This is a genomic window from Cupriavidus sp. H39 (assembly GCF_050271075.1).
GTDB classification, from domain to species: Bacteria; Pseudomonadota; Gammaproteobacteria; order Burkholderiales; family Burkholderiaceae; genus Cupriavidus; species Cupriavidus necator_B.
Genome location: NZ_CP189848.1, coordinates 2,679,950 through 2,698,061 on the forward strand (window position 1 = coordinate 2,679,950; position 18,112 = coordinate 2,698,061).

Annotated in this window: 17 protein-coding genes; 3 read left to right on the plus strand and 14 right to left on the minus strand. The window is 64.7% G+C overall.

Annotated elements, in window-relative coordinates; genetic code table 11:
* Positions 1-18: 18 nt before the first annotated feature.
* The 14 genes from leuD to ACOCMH_RS27855 form a co-directional block, all read right to left on the minus strand.
* Entirely contained in the window at positions 19-669 is a 651-nt protein-coding gene (gene leuD / locus ACOCMH_RS27790) for a 3-isopropylmalate dehydratase small subunit (RefSeq protein WP_427310439.1), read from the minus strand.
* Positions 670-688: 19 nt separating this feature from the next.
* Positions 689-2,098 (minus strand): 3-isopropylmalate dehydratase large subunit, encoded by a 1,410-nt coding sequence (gene leuC / locus ACOCMH_RS27795; RefSeq protein WP_427310440.1) that lies wholly within the window; start codon positions 2,096-2,098, stop codon positions 689-691.
* Between the two features lie 415 nt (positions 2,099-2,513).
* The gene (locus tag ACOCMH_RS27800) at positions 2,514-3,215 is read right to left on the minus strand and encodes an ABC transporter ATP-binding protein (RefSeq protein ID WP_171517825.1); all 702 of its coding nucleotides are present in this window, start codon (positions 3,213-3,215) and stop codon (positions 2,514-2,516) included.
* The gene (livG, locus tag ACOCMH_RS27805; protein WP_427313381.1) at positions 3,215-3,988 is read right to left on the minus strand and encodes a high-affinity branched-chain amino acid ABC transporter ATP-binding protein LivG; all 774 of its coding nucleotides are present in this window, start codon (positions 3,986-3,988) and stop codon (positions 3,215-3,217) included. Before livG ends, ACOCMH_RS27800 begins: the two co-directional genes overlap by 1 nt.
* Before the next feature lie 20 nt (positions 3,989-4,008).
* The gene (locus ACOCMH_RS27810; protein ID WP_427313382.1) at positions 4,009-5,268 is read right to left on the minus strand and encodes a high-affinity branched-chain amino acid ABC transporter permease LivM; all 1,260 of its coding nucleotides are present in this window, start codon (positions 5,266-5,268) and stop codon (positions 4,009-4,011) included.
* Between the two features lie 33 nt (positions 5,269-5,301).
* Positions 5,302-6,228 (minus strand): high-affinity branched-chain amino acid ABC transporter permease LivH, encoded by a 927-nt coding sequence (livH, locus tag ACOCMH_RS27815; protein WP_018005204.1) that lies wholly within the window; start codon positions 6,226-6,228, stop codon positions 5,302-5,304.
* A 254-nt stretch (positions 6,229-6,482) separates the two neighbouring features.
* On the minus strand, positions 6,483-7,598 hold the full coding sequence (locus ACOCMH_RS27820; RefSeq protein ID WP_427310441.1) for a branched-chain amino acid ABC transporter substrate-binding protein: 1,116 nt from the start codon (positions 7,596-7,598) through the stop codon (positions 6,483-6,485).
* A 518-nt stretch (positions 7,599-8,116) separates the two neighbouring features.
* The gene (gltA, locus tag ACOCMH_RS27825; protein WP_171517827.1) at positions 8,117-9,418 is read right to left on the minus strand and encodes a citrate synthase; all 1,302 of its coding nucleotides are present in this window, start codon (positions 9,416-9,418) and stop codon (positions 8,117-8,119) included.
* A 43-nt stretch (positions 9,419-9,461) separates the two neighbouring features.
* Positions 9,462-9,749: a succinate dehydrogenase assembly factor 2 gene (locus tag ACOCMH_RS27830; protein WP_012353370.1), complete on the minus strand. Its 288-nt coding sequence runs from the start codon at positions 9,747-9,749 to the stop codon at positions 9,462-9,464.
* A gap of 78 nt (positions 9,750-9,827) precedes the next feature.
* Positions 9,828-10,529, minus strand: coding sequence for a succinate dehydrogenase iron-sulfur subunit (locus ACOCMH_RS27835; protein ID WP_011298473.1), 702 nt, complete (start codon positions 10,527-10,529; stop codon positions 9,828-9,830).
* A 34-nt stretch (positions 10,530-10,563) separates the two neighbouring features.
* Positions 10,564-12,342 carry a succinate dehydrogenase flavoprotein subunit gene (sdhA, locus tag ACOCMH_RS27840; RefSeq protein WP_171517829.1) on the minus strand — a complete coding sequence of 593 codons (1,779 nt, stop codon included), beginning with the start codon at positions 12,340-12,342 and terminating at the stop codon, positions 10,564-10,566.
* A gap of 3 nt (positions 12,343-12,345) precedes the next feature.
* Positions 12,346-12,711 (minus strand): succinate dehydrogenase, hydrophobic membrane anchor protein, encoded by a 366-nt coding sequence (sdhD, locus tag ACOCMH_RS27845; protein ID WP_012353372.1) that lies wholly within the window; start codon positions 12,709-12,711, stop codon positions 12,346-12,348.
* 11 nt (positions 12,712-12,722) lie between these two features.
* On the minus strand, positions 12,723-13,133 hold the full coding sequence (gene sdhC / locus ACOCMH_RS27850; protein ID WP_012353373.1) for a succinate dehydrogenase, cytochrome b556 subunit: 411 nt from the start codon (positions 13,131-13,133) through the stop codon (positions 12,723-12,725).
* Between the two features lie 276 nt (positions 13,134-13,409).
* Entirely contained in the window at positions 13,410-14,294 is an 885-nt protein-coding gene (locus ACOCMH_RS27855; protein ID WP_427310443.1) for a GntR family transcriptional regulator, read from the minus strand.
* A gap of 411 nt (positions 14,295-14,705) precedes the next feature.
* Here ACOCMH_RS27855 and ACOCMH_RS27860 point away from each other — a divergent pair, with 411 nt between their 5' ends.
* From ACOCMH_RS27860 to prpC, 3 genes are all read left to right on the plus strand, one after another.
* Entirely contained in the window at positions 14,706-15,689 is a 984-nt protein-coding gene (locus ACOCMH_RS27860; RefSeq protein ID WP_427310445.1) for a malate dehydrogenase, read from the plus strand.
* Positions 15,690-15,815: 126 nt separating this feature from the next.
* Positions 15,816-16,796 carry an HpcH/HpaI aldolase/citrate lyase family protein gene (locus ACOCMH_RS27865; RefSeq protein WP_427310447.1) on the plus strand — a complete coding sequence of 327 codons (981 nt, stop codon included), beginning with the start codon at positions 15,816-15,818 and terminating at the stop codon, positions 16,794-16,796.
* Between the two features lie 57 nt (positions 16,797-16,853).
* Positions 16,854-18,038 carry a bifunctional 2-methylcitrate synthase/citrate synthase gene (gene prpC, locus ACOCMH_RS27870; protein ID WP_427310449.1) on the plus strand — a complete coding sequence of 395 codons (1,185 nt, stop codon included), beginning with the start codon at positions 16,854-16,856 and terminating at the stop codon, positions 18,036-18,038.
* Positions 18,039-18,112 lie beyond the last annotated feature (74 nt).

Sequence of the window (18,112 nt, forward strand, 5' to 3'; positions counted from 1 at the left end):
GTCTTTCCTCGTAGAGCCTTATCCGACCAGGCGGTTGTTCAGCCACGGCATTTTCGCCACGCGCTCGGCTTCATAAGCCTTGATCTTGTCGGCGTGGCGCAAGGTCAGGCCGATATCGTCAAAACCATTCAGCATGCAGTACTTGCGGAACGGGGCGATGTCGAACTCGTAGCCCTGCCCCGACGGCGTCAGCACCACCTGCTTGTCGAGGTCGATGGTGAGCTGGTAGCCGTTGAACGCGTTGGTCTCGTTGAACAGTTGGTCGACCTGTTGCTCGGTCAGCGCCACCGGCAGCAGGCCGTTCTTGTAGCAGTTGTTGAAGAAGATGTCGGCAAAGCTGGGCGCGATCACGGCGCGGAAGCCGTATTGCGTCAGCGCCCACGGCGCGTGCTCGCGCGAGCTGCCGCAGCCGAAATTGCGGCGCGTCAGCAGGATCGATGCGCCCTGGTAGCGCGGCTGGTTCAGCACGAAGTCCGGGTTCAGCGGGCGCTTGCTGTTGTCCATGCCCGGCTGGCCCACATCCTTGTAGCGCCACTCGTCGAACAGGTTCGGGCCGAAGCCGGTGCGCTGGATCGACTTCAGGAACTGCTTCGGGATGATGGCGTCGGTGTCGACGTTCTCGCGGTCGAGCGGCGCGACCAGGCCGCTGTGTACGGTGAACTTTTCCATGTGCTCTGTCCTTGCTTGTTCAGCCCAGCTTGCGGATATCGACGAAATGGCCTTCGATGGCGGCAGCCGCGGCCATCGCCGGGCTCACCAGGTGGGTGCGCCCGCCCGCGCCCTGGCGGCCTTCGAAGTTGCGGTTCGAGGTCGAGGCGCAGCGCTCGCCGGCATCGAGGCGGTCGGCATTCATCGCCAGGCACATCGAGCAGCCCGGCTCGCGCCATTCAAAGCCAGCCGCCTTGAAGATCTTGTCCAGGCCTTCGCGCTCGGCCTGCTCCTTGACCAGGCCCGAGCCCGGCACCACCATCGCCAGCTTCACGTTGGCGGCAACCTTGCGGCCCAGCTTCTGCACCACCCACGCAGCGGCGCGCATGTCCTCGATGCGGCTGTTGGTGCACGAGCCGATGAAGACCTTGTCGATATTGATGCTTTCGACCGGCACGTTGGGCTGCAGGCCCATGTATTCCAGCGCGCGCTCCATCGCGTTGCGCTTGTTCGGGTCCTTTTCCTTCTCCGGGTCCGGCACGCGGTCTTCGATGCTGATCACCATTTCCGGCGACGTGCCCCAGGTTACCTGCGGGCGTACGTCTTCCGCGCGCAGCTCGACCACCTGGTCAAAGTGCGCGCCGGCGTCGGAATGCAGCGTGCGCCAGTAGCGCATGGCCTGCTCCCATTCAACGCCCTGCGGCGCGTACGGGCGCCCCTTGACGTATTCGAGCGTGACGTCGTCCACCGCCACCAGGCCGGCGCGCGCGCCGGCTTCGATGGCCATGTTGCAGACCGTCATGCGGCCTTCCATGGTCAGATCGCGGATGGCCGAGCCGGCGAACTCGATGGTGTAGCCGGTGCCGCCCGCGGTACCGATCTTGCCGATCACGGCCAGCACGATGTCCTTGGCGGTGCAGCCGCGCGGCAGCTTGCCTTCGACCTTGACCAGCATGTTCTTGGCCTTCTTGCCCAGCAGCGTCTGCGTGGCCAGCACGTGCTCGACTTCCGAGGTGCCGATGCCGTGCGCCAGCGCGCCGAAGGCGCCGTGCGTGCTGGTATGCGAGTCGCCGCACACCACCGTCATGCCCGGCAGCGTCGCGCCCTGCTCCGGCCCGATCACGTGCACGATGCCCTGGCGGTGATCGTTCATCTTGAACTGGGTGATGCCGTAGCTGTCGCAGTTCGCATCAAGCGTATCGACCTGCAGCTTCGACACCGGATCGGCGATGCCCTGGCTGCGATCGGTGGTCGGCACGTTGTGGTCCGACACCGCCAGGTTCGCGCTGATGCGCCACACCGGGCGCTGCGCCAGCTTCAGGCCCTCGAACGCCTGCGGGCTGGTCACTTCATGCAGCAGGTGGCGATCGATGTAGAGCAGCGTGGTGCCGTCTTCCTCGACGTGGACGGTGTGGTCATCCCAGAGTTTGTCGTAGAGCGTCTTGGCCATGATGCGATGGCGGGACCGATGACCATGCCTGGGCAGGCCGGCCTGCGGGGACCGCGCAGTAGTTTGCAGGGGTTGTTGTCCGCGCCGCGGTGGGCAACCAGGCAGGCGATCGCGATCGATCACGCCGGGAAGCCGCCTGAAGCGAGCGTTATTTCAAGCGTTGCGGCAATGCTTGACTTGGCAATCGATTATGCCACAGGGGGTATGGAGCGCTGCGGGGTGGGCGGCCGGGAAGCGGCCCCTGATGTAATGTGATTGGCGAAAGGGGGATTTCGCCGATGGCGAAAACGTTCGCCTGGCGCCGGTTTGCTCCCCTCTCCCCGTGAGGGGAGAGGGAGAACACCTTGCTTAGGCCAGTTCGGGTGGCTTGGGAGCACCCAAAACCGACTTCCTTGTCGGCATCGGGGGGGCTTCGTCAGCCGCCCAGGTAGGCCGCCTTGATGCGGTCGTTGGCCAGCAGGTTGGCGCCGGTATCCGCCAGCACCACCTTGCCGGTCTCCAGCACATAGCCGCGGTCCGCCACCTGCAGCGCCTTGTTGGCGTTCTGCTCGACCAGGAACACGGTGACGCCTTCGTCACGAATGGTGCGGATGATGTCGAAGATCTGCGCGATGATCAGCGGCGCCAGCCCCAGCGTGGGCTCGTCCAGCAGCAGCAGCCGCGGCCGGCTCATCAGCGCGCGGCCGATCGCCAGCATCTGCTGCTCGCCGCCCGACATGGTGCCGGCGCGCTGGCCCGCGCGCTGGTTCAGGCGCGGGAACAGCTTGAACACGTGCTCGATGCCCGCCTCGATCTCGTCGCGCCTGGCAAAGAACGCGCCCATCTTCAGGTTTTCCAGCACCGTCAGGCTCGGGAACACGCGCCGGCCCTCGGGCGAGATCGCCATGCCCAGGCGCATGATCTCGTGCGTCGAGCGCTGGGTGATGTCCTGCCCTTCGAACAGCACGCGCCCGCTGGAGGCGCGCGGCGTGCCGCACACGGTCATCATCAGCGTCGTCTTGCCGGCGCCGTTGCTGCCGATCAGGGTGACGATCTCCCCCTTGTTGACTTCGATCGATACGCCCGACAGCGCCTCGACGGCGCCGTAGTGGGTATGGACCCGTTCCAGCTTCAGCATCAGTCCTCTCCCAGGTAGGCCTTGATCACGCGCGGGTCGTTGCGCACCGCTTCCGGCTTGCCGGTCACGATGGGCTTGCCGTGTTCCATCACCAGGATGCGGTCGGACACGCCCATCACCAGGCTCATGTCGTGCTCGATCAGCAGCACGGCAATGCCGAACTCGCGGCGCAGCTGGTCGATCAGCTGCTGCAGCTCGAGCTTCTCCTGCGGGTTCAGGCCGGCAGCGGGCTCGTCGAGCATCAGCAGCCGGGGCTGGGTGATCATGCAGCGCGCGATCTCGAGCCGGCGCTGGTGGCCGTAAGAGAGCGTGCCGGCCTCGCGGTTGGCGACGCTGGTCAGGCCCATGCGCTCCAGCCATTGGCCGGCACGCTGCAGCGCTTCGCGCTCGGCGCGGCGGTAGGCCGGCGTCGCGAACAACCCGCGCAGGATGCCGGACTGCACCTGCAAGTGTTGCGCCACCAGCAGGTTCTCGACCACGGTCAGGTTCCTGAACAAACGGATGTTCTGGAACGTGCGCACCAGGCCCTTGCGCGCCACCATGTGGCTCGGCAGGCCGGCAATGGCATGCCCGTCCAGCGAGACCTCGCCCGCGGTCGGCTTGTAGAAGCCGCCGACGCAGTTGAACACCGTGGTCTTGCCGGCGCCATTGGGGCCGATGATGGCGAAGACCTCATCCTTGCGCACATCGAAATCGATGCCGTCGACGGCCAGCAGGCCGCCGAAGCGCATCTGCAGGCCCGACACCTTCAGCAGTTCTGCCGTGGTATTGATCGGCGCATTCATTGCTGCATTCATCGGGGAAGCTCCACGTGCGGGCGGCTCGCGGGCAGCAGGCCCTGCGGACGCCACATCATCATCAGCACCATCACCAGGCCGAAGATCAGCATGCGATATTCGGCAAAGCCGCGCGCCACCTCGGGCAGCACGGTCAGCAGGATCGCCGCCAGGATCACCCCCAGCTGCGAGCCCATGCCGCCCAGCACCACCACGGCCAGCACCAGCGCCGATTCGATGAAGGTGAACGATTCCGGATTGACCAGGCCCTGGCGCGCGGCAAAGAACGCGCCGCCCAGGCCGGCGAACGAGGCCCCCAGCGTGAACGCCGACAGCTTGATGCGGGTCGGGTTCAGGCCCAGCGAACGGCAGGCGATCTCGTCCTCGCGCAGCGCCTCCCAGGCGCGCCCCATCGGCATGCGGATCAGGCGGCTGGTCACGAACAGCGTGAAGCCGACCAGCAGCAGCGCGATCAGGTAGAGGAAGATCACCATGTGCTGGCTGGCGTAATCCAGGCCGATCAGCTCATGGAAGGTGCGCGCCCCCTCGACGCTGGCGCTGCGCGCCATCTCGATGCCGAACACGCTGGGCTTGGGGATGCCCGAGACCCCGTCGGGACCGCCGGTCAGGCTGGTCAGGTTGTTCAGCAGCAGGCGGATGATCTCGCCGAAGCCGAGCGTGACGATGGCAAGATAGTCGCCGCGCAGGCGCAGCACTGGGAAGCCAAGCAGGAAACCAAAGCCGGCCGACATGGCCGCCGCGATCGGCAGGCATTCCCAGAAGGTCAGGCCGAAGTACTGGTTCAGCAGCGCGTAGGTATAGCCGCCCACGGCATAGAAGCCGACATAGCCCAGGTCGAGCAGGCCGGCATAGCCCACCACGATATTCAGGCCGAGGCCCAGGATCACGTAGATCAGCGCCAGCGTGGCCACGTCGACCGCGCCGCGCGAGCCGAAGAACGGCCACACCAGCCCCACCGCCAGCAGCACCCACACCGCCACGCGCTGCTGCTGCGCGCCCATGGCCGGCAGCGCCGGCAGGCGCACCGCGCTGCCGGCGCGCGACAGCATCGGCTTGAACAGCTGGAACAGGAATACCGCGGCCACGGCGATCCATACGGGCCGCCAGTGCGGTTCCAGCACCACCTTGTAGCCTTCCAGCTTGAGCTGCAGGCCCAGGATGGGGATGGTCAGGATGGCGGTCATCACCGCCGCCGTGATCGCGTTCTTCAACGACTGGCCCGGCGTGGCGCCGCGCACGGCTTGTCCGGCGGACATCGCAGAAACTTGGTTGGTCATGTCTCGCCTCCCTCAGACCTTTTCGACATCGGGCTTGCCCAGCAGCCCGGTCGGACGGAACAGCAGCACCAGCACCAGCAGGCTGAATGCGACCACGTCCTTGTATTCGGCCGGCATGTAGCCCGAGGCGAAGGTTTCCGCCAGGCCCAGCAGCACGCCGCCGAGCATCGCGCCCGGGATGCTGCCGATGCCGCCCAGCACCGCCGCGGTAAAGGCCTTGATGCCGGCGATGAAGCCGATGAAGGGATTGAGCTTGCCGATGGTCAGCCCGATCAGCACGCCGCCCACCGCCGCCAGCATCGCGCCCAGCACGAAGGTGAACGAGATCACCTTGTTGGTGTCGATGCCCAGCAGGTTGGCCATGCGCATGTCCTCGGCGCAGGCGCGGCAGGCGCGGCCCATGCGCGAGCGGCCGATGAACAGCGTCAGCGCCACCATCAGCGCCAGCGTCACGCCGACGATCAGCAGGCGCGAGTACGGCACCGTGACGGTGAAGTCGCCGCCCATCTGGAACTCGATGGCGCCCGAGATCAGCACCGGCACCGACACGTCGCGCGCGCCCTGCCCGATCTGGACATAGTTCTGCAGGAAGATCGACATGCCGATCGCGGAGATCAGCGGCACCAGCCGCGGCCCGCCGCGCAAGGGCCGGTATGCCACCCGCTCGACCGCATAGCCGTAGACGCCGGTGACCAGCACCGAGACCAGCAACGCGGCGCCCAGCACCAGCGGCAGCGGGTAGCCTGCCTGGGCGCCGATGGCGGTGAGCGTGACCAGGCCGACATAGGCGCCGATCATGTAAATCTCGCCGTGCGCGAAATTGATCATGCCGATGATGCCGTAGACCATTGTGTAGCCGATGGCGATCAGGGCATAGATCGCACCCAGCGTCAGGCCGTTGACCAGCTGCTGGGTGAACTGTGGAAGGAATTCATTCATGGGGGAAGCCTCGTAGGCGCCGGAACTGGCCTCGGCACGATGCACCAAAGCCATTCGAACTTGCCAAAGCAAGGTGTTCTCCCTCTCCCCTCATGGGGAGAGGGCCGGGGTGGGGGGTGGTCTGGCGAGGCGCCACATCGAGCGGAGCCGACGGTTTTAACCCACAGCCGTCAGCTTTTGACCCGCCTGCCCTCACCCCCTGCCCCCTCTCCCGCAAGCGGGAGAGGGGGCAACCCGTCGGGATATGAAGCGCCTTAGTTCGCGGCGCTCTTGCTGGCGTCCTTGTGCCAGGTGTAGACCACGAACTTGAAGGACTTCAGGTCGCCCTTGTCGTCGTACTCGACCTTGCCGATCGGGGTCGTGAAGGCGTTCTTGTGCATGTACGCCGCGACCTTGGTGGGATCGGTGCTCTTGGCGCCGGCGATGGCATCGCCGATGATCTTGACGGCGGCGTAGGCCGGCATCTGGAACGGACCGTTGGGGTCACGCTTCTTGTCGGCAAAGGCCTTCACCAGCGCGGCGTTGGCCGGGTCGGCGGAGAAGTCGGCCGGCAGCGTCACCAGCATGCCTTCCGACGACGGGCCGGCGATCGCGGTCACGTCCTTGTTGCCGACGCCCTCGGGTCCCATGAACGCGGCCTTCACGCCCTGCTCGCGTGCCTGGCGCAGCAGCAGGCCCATTTCCGGGTGGTAGCCGCCGAAATAGACGAAGTCCACGCCTTGCGACTTGAGCTTGGTAATCACGGCCGAGTAGTCGGAGTCGCCGGCGTTGATGCCTTCGAACACAGCCACCGGAATCTTGGCAGCTTCCAGGTCCTTCTTCACCGAGCTGGCGATGCCCTGGCCGTACGACTGCTTGTCGTGCAGCACGGCGACCTTCTTCGGCTTGACCTTGCCGATGATGTACTGGGCAGCGGCCGGCCCTTGCTGGTCGTCGCGGCCGATGGTGCGGAAGATGAACTTGCGCTTCTTGGTCTCGGTCAGTTGCGGCGCGGTGGCCGACGGCGTGACCATCACGATGCCTTCGTTCTCGTAGATGTCCGAGGCCGGGATGGTCGAGCCCGAGCAGACGTGGCCGATCACGTACTTGATGTTCTGGCTGACGATCTTGTTGGCCACCGCCACGGCCTGCTTGGGCTCGCAGGCGTCGTCCATCATCACCACTTCGAACTTGTTGCCGCCGGCGCCGCCAGCGGCATTGATCTGTTCGATGGCGGTCAGCGCACCGGCCTTGACCATGTCGCCATACTGCGCCACCGAGCCACTCATCGGGCCGGCAATGGCGATCTTCACGGTTTCGGCGTTGGCAGCGACGCCAAAGGTGGCCAGCATGGCGGCCAGCGAGATGGACGTAAGACGGGACAGCGTCATCAGGAGCTCCTCGATTTATGTTTGGGTCAACCGGGCAGAAACGGTGTGACCTGCGCAATCGAACAACACCCGCGGACTACGAATAAAGACGCCCGAGACGCGGAAGACGGGCCTGCAAGGGAGAGACAGCGTATGCGGGGCCCGGCATGTGTCAGTCCCGCTGAGGTATGGGGACCAAGGTTCGGAAAGACAACGTTTGATGCGTTCTCTATTGCGCAAGCGATTCGCCTGCCCCGCTTGCCGCACCGCATGCCGGAAGGGTGGCCCGGCTGCCGTCGGCAAAGCAGCCCGCATTATAGGGTCAAATTTCCTGCCGTACGCGACTATCGCACAATAAATGCGGAACGAATTTGGGAAAACGCGACACAATCGTCCATGAATTGCGCGCCAGACCATTCAAGGTGCAATTTCCTGCGCTTGCTTGCGCCGCAGTGCACAAGTGCGCCCGGCCCACAAAGACAAACGCCCCGGCGGGCCGGGGCGTCTGCAATTGCTGCACTGCGCAGCGGAGGGCAAGCTCAGCGCTTGGCCACGTCCGGCACGTCGCGGGTGGCGGCGCCGACGAACAGCTGGCGCGGACGGCCGATCTTGTACTCCGGATCGGTGATCATCTCTTCCCACTGCGAGATCCAGCCCGGGGTGCGGGCCAGCGCGAAGATGCAGGTGAACAGCGAGGTCGGGATGCCCAGCGCGCGCTGCACGATACCCGAGTAGAAGTCGACGTTCGGGTACAGCTTGCGGCTGACGAAGTACTCGTCTTCCAGAGCGATCTTTTCCAGCTCCATGGCCAGCTTGAACAGCGGGTCGTTGTGCAGGCCCAGTTCGTTCAGCACTTCATGGCAGGTTTCGCGCATCAGCTTGGCGCGCGGATCGTAGTTCTTGTACACGCGGTGGCCAAAGCCCATCAGGCGCACGCCCGAGTTCTTGTCCTTGACCTGCTTGATGAACTCGGGGATGTTGTCGACGCTGCCGATCTCTTCCAGCATCTTCAGCGCGGCTTCGTTGGCGCCGCCGTGGGCCGGGCCCCACAGGCAGGCGACGCCGGCGGCGATGGCTGCGAACGGGTTGGTGCCCGACGAACCGGCCAGGCGCACGGTCGAGGTTGACGCGTTCTGCTCGTGGTCGGCGTGCAGGATGAAGATGCGGTCCAGCGCGCGCTCGAGCACCGGGTTGACGGTGTACGGGGCGCACGGCGTGGCGAACAGCATGCGCAGGAAGTTGCCCGAGTAGGACAGGTCGTTCTGCGGGTAGATGTACGGCTGGCCGATGTTGTACTTGTACGCCATCGCGACCATGGTCGGCATCTTGGCGATCAGGCGGATGGCCGAGATCTCGCGCTGGTGCGGATCGTCGATGTCCATCGCGTCGTGGTAGAACGCGCTCATGGCGCCGACCAGGCCGGTCAGCACGGCCATCGGGTGCGCGTCGCGGCGGAAGCCGCGCATGAAGAACTGCAGCTGCTCGTGGACCATGGTGTGGTTCATCACATGGCCGACGAATTCTTCCTTCTGCTTGGCGTTGGGCAGCTCGCCCTTGAGCAGCAGGTAGCAGGTCTCGAGGTGGTCGCACTTCTGCGCCAGCTGCTCGATCGGGTAGCCGCGGTACAGCAGCTCGCCCTTGTCGCCGTCGATATAGGTGATCTTGGAATTGCACGAAGCCGTCGACATGAAACCGGGGTCGTAGGTGAACTTACCGGTTTGTCCGTACAGCTTGCGAATGTCGATCACGTCCGGGCCAACCGTACCCGTGTAAATCGGCAGCTCAACGCTGGGGGAACCATCGGAGAACGATAGCGTGGCTTTCACATCGGACGGCGTCATGTCGGATCCTTCAAATGCTGTGAATAATAATGTTGACCAAAACTCAGACCGTACGCAGCAGGGCGATGACTCGCTGCATCGGGGGCGTGTCGAGCTCACCGTCCAGTTCCTTGCGGGCAAGGAGCAGGTCCATCAACTCGTTGTCGCTGAGTTCGAACAGCTGGCTCAGCGCAGCCACATCCTCGTCGGACAGGCTCTCCTCGTAACGGTTGAAGAAACGTTCGACGATGATGTCGTTCTCCAGGAGGCCGCGGCGGGCACGCCAGCGCAACCGGGCGCGCTTGTGCGGATCGGCCTGATGGGAGAAGGTGGTGGCAGGACTCTCGGTCATGGCTTCCTACTTTCGGCGCGCCCGCCAGATATAGCCGCTCTGGCTGACGCGCCGCTTACTGCTTAGACAGCCGCAGGATCACACCGCGCGGCGGACCATCAGCTCCTTGATCTTGCCGATGGCCTTGGTCGGGTTCAGACCCTTCGGGCACACGTCGACGCAGTTCATGATGCTGTGGCAGCGGAACAGGCGGTACGGGTCGTTCAGGTTGTCCAGGCGCTCGCTGGTGGCCTGGTCGCGGCTGTCCGCGATGAAGCGGTAAGCCTGCAGCAGGCCGGCGGGGCCGACGAACTTGTCCGGGTTCCACCAGAACGACGGGCACGAGGTCGAGCAGCTGGCGCACAGAATGCACTCGTACAGGCCGTCCAGCTCGTCACGCTCTTCCGGCGACTGCAGGCGCTCTTTCTCGGGCGGCGGCTCGTCGTTGATCAGGAACGGCTTGATCGAGTTGTACTGCTTGAAGAAGTTCGTCATGTCGACGATCAGGTCGCGCACCACCGGCAGGCCGGGCAGCGGACGCAGCACGATGCGGTCCGGCAGCTCGCGCATGTTGGTCAGGCAGGCCAGGCCGTTCTTGCCGTTGATGTTCATCGCGTCCGAGCCGCACACGCCTTCGCGGCACGAACGGCGGAACGAGATGGTCTCGTCCAGCTTCTTCAGCTTGACCAGCGCGTCCAGCAGCATGCGCTCGTGGCCGTCCAGCTCGACCTCGTAGGTCTGCATGCGCGGCGCCGCATCCTTGTCCGGATCGTAGCGGTAGACTTCGAAAATACGCTTCATTTCTGTGGGTCCTGTTATCTCTACGAGGCGGTGCTCAGAACGTACGGGCCTTCGGCGGCACGCTTTCCACCGTCAGCGGTTCCATCTTCACCGGCTTGTAGTCGAGGCGGTTGCCTTCGCTGTAGAACAGCGTGTGCTTGAGCCAGTTCTGGTCGTCGCGGTTGGGGAAGTCGCTGTGCGCGTGGGCGCCGCGCGATTCCTTGCGGGCCGCCGCCGAGATCATGGTGGCCTTGGCCACTTCCACCAGGTTGGCCACTTCCAGGGCTTCCACCAGCGCGGTGTTGAAGACCTTGGACTTGTCCTTCAGGTGGATGTTGTTGGCACGCTCGGAGACTTCCAGGATGCGCTCGACGCCTTCGTCCATCAGCTTCTGGGTGCGGAACACGCCGGCATGCGACTGCATGTTCTTGCGGATGTCGTTGGCGACATCCTGCGTGTATTCGCCCGAGCTCGTGCCTTGCAGCTTGGCCAGGCGCGACAGCGCCAGGTCGGCGGCATCGGCAGGCAGCGGCTTGTGCTCCTTCTGCTTCAGGTTCTGCGCGATGATGTGGTTGCCGGCGGCACGGCCGAACACCACCAGGTCGAGCAGCGAGTTGGTGCCGAGGCGGTTGGCGCCGTGCACCGACACGCACGAGCATTCGCCGATCGCGTAGAAACCGTTCAGGACTTCGTTCGGGTTGCCGTTCTTGGGCACCACGACCTGGCCGTGATAGTTGGTCGGGATACCGCCCATCTGGTAGTGGATGGTCGGGACCACCGGGATCGGTTCCTTGATCGCGTCGACATTGGCGAACTTCATGCCGATTTCGCGGATCGACGGCAGGCGCTTCATGATGGTCTCGGCACCGACGTGGGTCAGGTCGAGCAGCACGTAGTCGCCGTTCGGGCCGCAGCCGCGGCCTTCCTTGATTTCCTGGTCCATCGAGCGCGAGACGAAGTCGCGCGGCGCCAGGTCCTTCAGCGTCGGCGCGTAGCGCTCCATGAAGCGCTCGCCGTCCTTGTTGCGCAGGATACCGCCTTCGCCGCGCACGCCTTCGGTGATCAGCACGCCCGCGCCGGCCACGCCGGTCGGGTGGAACTGCCAGAACTCCATGTCTTCCAGCGGCACGCCGGCGCGCGCTGCCATGCCCAGGCCGTCACCGGTGTTGATGAAGGCGTTGGTGGAAGCGGCATAGATACGGCCGGCACCGCCGGTCGCGAACAGCGTGGTCTTGGCCTCGAGGATGTAGACCTCGCCGGTTTCCATTTCCAGCGCGGTCACGCCCAGCACGTCGCCGTCCTGGTCGCGGATCAGGTCCAGCGCCATCCATTCGACGAAGAAGTGGGTCTTGGCGCGCACGTTGCGCTGGTACAGCGTGTGCAGCAGCGCGTGGCCGGTACGGTCCGCCGCGGCGCAGGCGCGCTGCACCGGCTTTTCACCGTAGTTGGCGGTGTGGCCGCCGAACGGACGCTGGTAGATGGTGCCGTCGGGGTTGCGGTCGAACGGCATGCCGAAGTGTTCGAGCTCGTACACGACCTTCGGCGCTTCACGGCACATGAACTCGATGGCGTCCTGGTCACCCAGCCAGTCCGAGCCCTTGATGGTGTCGTAGAAGTGATAGTGCCAGTTGTCCTCGCTCATGTTGCCGAGCGAGGCGCCGATGCCGCCCTGCGCCGCCACGGTGTGCGAGCGGGTCGGGAACACCTTGGACAGCACGGCCACGTTCAGGCCGGCTTCCGCGAGCTGGAGGGATGCGCGCATCCCGGCGCCGCCAGCACCGACGATGACCACGTCAAAGCGGCGACGCGGCAATCCAGTCTTGACTGCGACCATTTATTACACCCTCCAGAGAATCTGAGCAGCGTAGCCCGCGCAACCGACGAGCCACAGAATCGTAAGAACTTGCAGCACGAGGCGCACCGCCATCGGCTTCACATAGTCCATCCAGATGTCGCGCACGCCGATCCAGGCGTGATACAGCAGCGACAGGATGGTCAGGAACGTGATGATCTTCATCCACTGGTTGGCGAAGAGCCCTGCCCACGCTTCATACGAAGCGCCGTTCGACAGCAGGAAGGCAATGGCCAGGATCACGGTGAAGACCACCATGACCACAGCCGTGACGCGTTGCGCGAGCCAGTCTTTCAGGCCGTAGTGGGCACCGACGACAAGACGCTTGGGACCGATATTGTTATTTGCCACCTTGATTCTCCTCAGAACAGGCCGAACAGCTTCAGGCCGAAAATCAGGGTAAGCAGCAGGCTGACAACCAGCACGCTGATGGCAGACTTGGCCGAGGCGGGCTTGGAGACACCAACGTGCACATCCAGCAGCAGGAAGCGGATACCAGCGCAGAAGTGATGCAGATAACCCCAGATCAGGGCCAGCACAACCAGCTTGACAAAGCCACCGGACAACAGGGCCGAGAACTTTGCGAAGCTCAGTTCGGAGGTGATGCTCTGCTCAAACAGATACAGGACGAAGGGAAGAAGGAGGAACATCAGTGCACCGCTTACGCGATGCAGGATGGATACCTTGCCGGCCCAGGGCAACCGGTATTTCGCGATCTGCGAAATACCGATATTCCGGAACTCCGGCCTGGCTTGTTTGACGGCTTCAGCCATGCGAGACCCCATTAGCGGTAAACAAAGAAACGAAACTGCCATTGCCCTGCATGCAACGGGATGCACTAGGGCAAATCCATGAGATTTTAGCGCCTTTGTTGCGCGCTGCACCAATAATTTTCAGCTATCGCGCCCCGGCAAGCGCCGCCCGACAATCGCACACAACGCACATTCGACGCGTTTCACCACGCCACGACCACCGCGTCGCGCAACAGCCGGCATTGCGCTGGCAGGTATCCACAATAATCGGCGCACCAATATCAAGCTGGCGCGGATTCAGCTGAGGTCGTTCTGGTAATAGTGCCTGGTCGTCACGTACAGCCCGCGGCGCACTTCCACGGGGCGGTCGCCATAGGTGTAGGAAACACGCTCGACCGACAGCAGCGGCGCGCCCACCGGCACGGACAGCAGCTCGGCCGCCGTTTCATCGGCCGGCACCGCGCGGATTTTTTCCGAGGCGCGAATCATGCGCGTACCGAATTCGGCCTCGAACAACGCATACATAGGGCCCTTCCACTCGGTCAGCTTTTCCGCGGTGAGGCCCTTGAAGTTGGCGCCGAGCAGCCAGATGTCATCCAGCACGGTCGATTCGCCGGAGAAGTTCAGCACGCGGCGGATCTGCACCACGCTGTCGCCGGTGCGGATGTCGAGCAGCCGCGCGATTTCAGCCGGGGCGCGCAGGCGCTTGCATTCCAGGACCTGGCTGGCGCCATAATGGGGTTCGCCTTCGTCGGGGACGAGGCGCAGGAAGCGGAACTTGACCACGTCTTCATGGTGCGTGGTCACGAAGGTGCCCTTGCCCTGGCGGCGTGCCACCAGATTCTCGGCGGCGAGCTCGTCGATGGCCTTGCGCACCGTCCCCTGGCTGACCTTGTAGCGCGACGCCAGCTCCATTTCGCTGGGAATCATCTCGCCGGGCTTCCATTCGCCGGATTGCAGGCTGCGCGTGATCAACGCCTTGATCTGCTGGTAAAGCGGGCTGAATGTGGGCGACGGCACTGACTGCGGACCAGGGATAGGGCCAGATTGCGGGGCGGCCTGCGGCGCGGGAACCGGCGCAGGCGGCGAAAGCGGCTGCGTCCCGGCGCCAGGCGTGGCGGCGCCAGAATCCTGCGCGCCGGGGGCGGCCGCGCCGGTCAGGGACGTAGGCAGGGAGGACATAGCGCGATTTCACCACAAAAGGGCGAGCGACGTCCAGCCTTACGTTAATTGTCTTATGTCTTATATAAGACATATGAATTGACATGAGCGAGAGGCCGGGCCTACACTCGCGCTGGTCCACGCCCGCGACGGCCCGTGCCAGGCCCTCCCGCAACCGCCAGGATAGCGGAATGTACCGGCCAGGCAGCAGCCCGGTCTGGAAATGGCGCCTCGCTTCGCAGTAGACTAACGCTTTGTTGCATCACCATGACCCGTTGTGGCTCTCCCCCACCGGCCCCGCCACCTGGCTCCGGCGGACGGCCGCTCCCCGCTGTGGCGACAACCAGCACCCGGTGACACACCGCGCGCCTTATCCTGGCGCCGGCGCGCCACCGACCGGCATCCCCCCTTCTATCGTTTGGAGATTTACTCATGGCTAAAGCCCCAATGCGCGTCGCAGTGACCGGCGCCGCTGGCCAGATCGGCTACTCCCTGCTGTTCCGCATCGCCAATGGCGACATGCTGGGCAAAGACCAGCCGGTCATCCTCCAACTGCTCGACCTCCCGCAAGCCCAGCAAGCCGTCAAGGGCGTGGTGATGGAACTGGAAGACTGCGCGTTCCCGCTGCTGGCCGGCGTGGTCATCACCGATGACCCCAAAGTGGCCTTCAAGGACGCCGACGTGGCCCTGCTGGTGGGTGCGCGTCCGCGCAGCAAGGGCATGGAGCGCAAGGACCTGCTCGAAGCCAACGCCCAGATCTTCACGGTGCAGGGCAAGGCGCTGGACGAAGTCGCGAGCCGCAACGTCAAGGTGCTGGTGGTCGGCAACCCGGCCAACACCAACGCCTACATCGCCATGAAGTCGGCGCCGAACCTGCCGCGCGAGAACTTCACCGCGATGCTGCGCCTGGACCACAACCGCGCGCTGTCGCAGATCGCCGCCAAGACCGGCAAGCCGGTGTCGTCGATCGAGAAGATGTTCGTGTGGGGCAACCACAGCCCGACCATGTACGCCGACTACCGCTACGCCACCGTCGACGGCAAGAGCGTCAAGGACCTGATCAACGACCCGGTGTGGAACAACGACGTGTTCCTGCCGACCGTCGGCAAGCGCGGCGCTGCCATCATCGAGGCGCGTGGCCTGTCGTCGGCGGCTTCGGCTGCCAACGCCGCCATCGACCACGTGCATGACTGGGTGCTGGGCAGCAACGGCAAGGTCGTCACCATGGGCATCCCGTCGAACGGCGAATACGGCATTCCGGCCGACACCATGTTCGGCTACCCGGTGACCTGCGCCAACGGCAAGTACGAGATCGTCAAGGGTCTGGAGATCGACGCCTACAGCCAGGAAAAGATCAATATCACCCTGAAGGAACTGGAAGAAGAAAAGGCCGGCGTGCAGCATCTGCTGGGCTGATCTTCCGAGCGCCAGAAAAAAGACCGGGGTTCCGCAACGATTCAAGAATCGGCGCGGACCCCGGTTTTTTCATAGGCAACGGCCCTGCGCCCTGCCCTGTCCGCCAACTTCAATCTCCGAATCAACGTGCATCCTTCCGAGGTCTTGTTCCAGGGCGAAGCCATCCCGGTCCAGTTGCCGGTGTGTGACCATTACGCGGGTAGCGAAAAGCTGATGCGCAAATCGCTGGCCCTGCAGCAAGAGCTTGGCCCGGTCTTCGACATCACCTTCGACTGCGAGGACGGCGCCGCCGTGGGCCATGAGCGCGAGCACGCTGAGCTGTGCGCGCAGCTGGTCAACGGCCCGCTCAATGCCCACAACCGGGTGGGCGTGCGCATCCATGACCCGGCCCACCCCAGCTGGCGCCAGGATGTCGACGTGCTGGTGCGCGCCGCCGGCGCAAGGCTGGCCTATGTGGTGGTGCCCAAGGTCACCGACGTGGTCGAGGTCGCGCGCGTGACCGACCATGTCAACCAGGTGGCGCGCAGTGCCGGCATCGCCCGCCATATCCCGATCCATGTGCTGATCGAAACCCATGCGGCGCTGGAGCAGGCCTTCGATATCGCCGCACTGGTGCAAGTGGAATGCCTGAGCTTCGGCCTGATGGACTTTGTCTCGGCCCACCATGGCGCGATTCCCGGCGAAGCCATGCGCTCGCCGCAGCAGTTCGAGCACCCGCTGGTGCGCCGCGCCATGCTGGAGATCTCCGCCGCCTGCCACCGCTATGGCAAGGTGCCCTCGCACAACGTCAGCACCGACGTGCAAGCGCCGCAGCGCGCCGGCGACGATGCGCTGCGCGCGCGCAGCGAGTTCGGCTACCTGCGCAAGTGGAGCATCCATCCGGGCCAGATAACCCCGATCGTGGCGGCGTTCCGCCCGGGCGCCGACGAGATCGGCGCGGCCAGCCAGATCCTGCTGGCGGCGCATGAGAACAACTGGGCGCCGATCCGCCATGAAGGCCAGTTGCACGACCGCGCCAGCTACCGCTATTACTGGTCGCTGCTGCAGCGCGCGCAGGCCACCGGCACGCCGCTGCCAGCCACCGTGGAAGCGCTGTTCTTCGGCTGAAGCCGATACCGATACCGATACCAAGAACCCCTCCGGGCAGCGCCCAAGGAGACACGGATGTCCGCCTCGAAGTTCGTTGCACCCGACGCCGCGCCGAGCGCGCCGGCGGCGCCGCGGGTCAAGAAATCCGTCGCCCTGTCGGGCGTGACCGCCGGCAACACCGCGCTGTGCACCGTCGGCCGCACCGGCAATGACCTGCACTACCGCGGCTATGACATCCTCGATATCGCCGAGACCTGCGAGTTCGAGGAAATCGCCCACCTGCTGGTGCACGGCAAGCTGCCGACCAAGTCCGAACTGGCCGCCTACAAGGCCAAGCTCAAGACCCTGCGCGGCCTGCCCGCCAACGTCAAGGCCGCGCTCGAATGGGTGCCCGCCAGCGCGCACCCGATGGACGTGATGCGCACCGGCGTGTCGGTGCTGGGCACGGTGCTGCCGGAGAAGGAAGACCACAACACCCCGGGCGCGCGCGATATCGCCGACCGCCTGATGGCCAGCCTCGGTTCGATGCTGCTGTACTGGTACCACTACAGCCACAATGGCAAGCGCATCGAAGTCGAGACCGACGATGAATCGATCGGCGGCCACTTCCTGCACCTGCTGCACGGCGACAAGCCGTCGGCGCTGTGGGAGCGCGCCATGAACACCTCGCTCAACCTGTACGCCGAGCACGAGTTCAACGCGTCGACCTTCACCGCGCGCGTGATCGCCGGCACGGGTTCGGACATGTACTCGTCGATCGCCGGCGCGATCGGCGCGCTGCGCGGCCCCAAGCACGGCGGCGCCAACGAAGTCGCGTTCGAGATCCAGAAGCGCTACGACAACCCCGATGAGGCCCAGGCCGACATCACCCGCCGCGTCGAGAACAAGGAAGTCGTGATCGGTTTCGGCCACCCGGTGTACACCACCGGCGACCCGCGCAACCAGGTGATCAAGGAAGTGGCGAAGAAGCTGTCGAAGGACGCCGGCTCGATGAAGATGTTCGACATCGCCGAGCGGCTGGAAACGGTGATGTGGGACATCAAGAAGATGTTCCCCAACCTGGACTGGTTCAGCGCGGTCAGCTACCACATGATGGGCGTGCCCACCGCGATGTTCACGCCGCTGTTCGTGATCGCGCGCACCTCGGGCTGGGCCGCGCACATCATCGAGCAACGCATCGACAACAAGATCATCCGCCCCAGCGCCAACTACACCGGTCCCGAAAACCTGAAGTTCGTGCCGATCGGCAAGCGCAAGTGAAGCCGGCCCAACAGCGGCGCCGATTATGTAACCAAAGCCCAGAGCACTACGCCACCCCGGCCAAATCGTAGAGA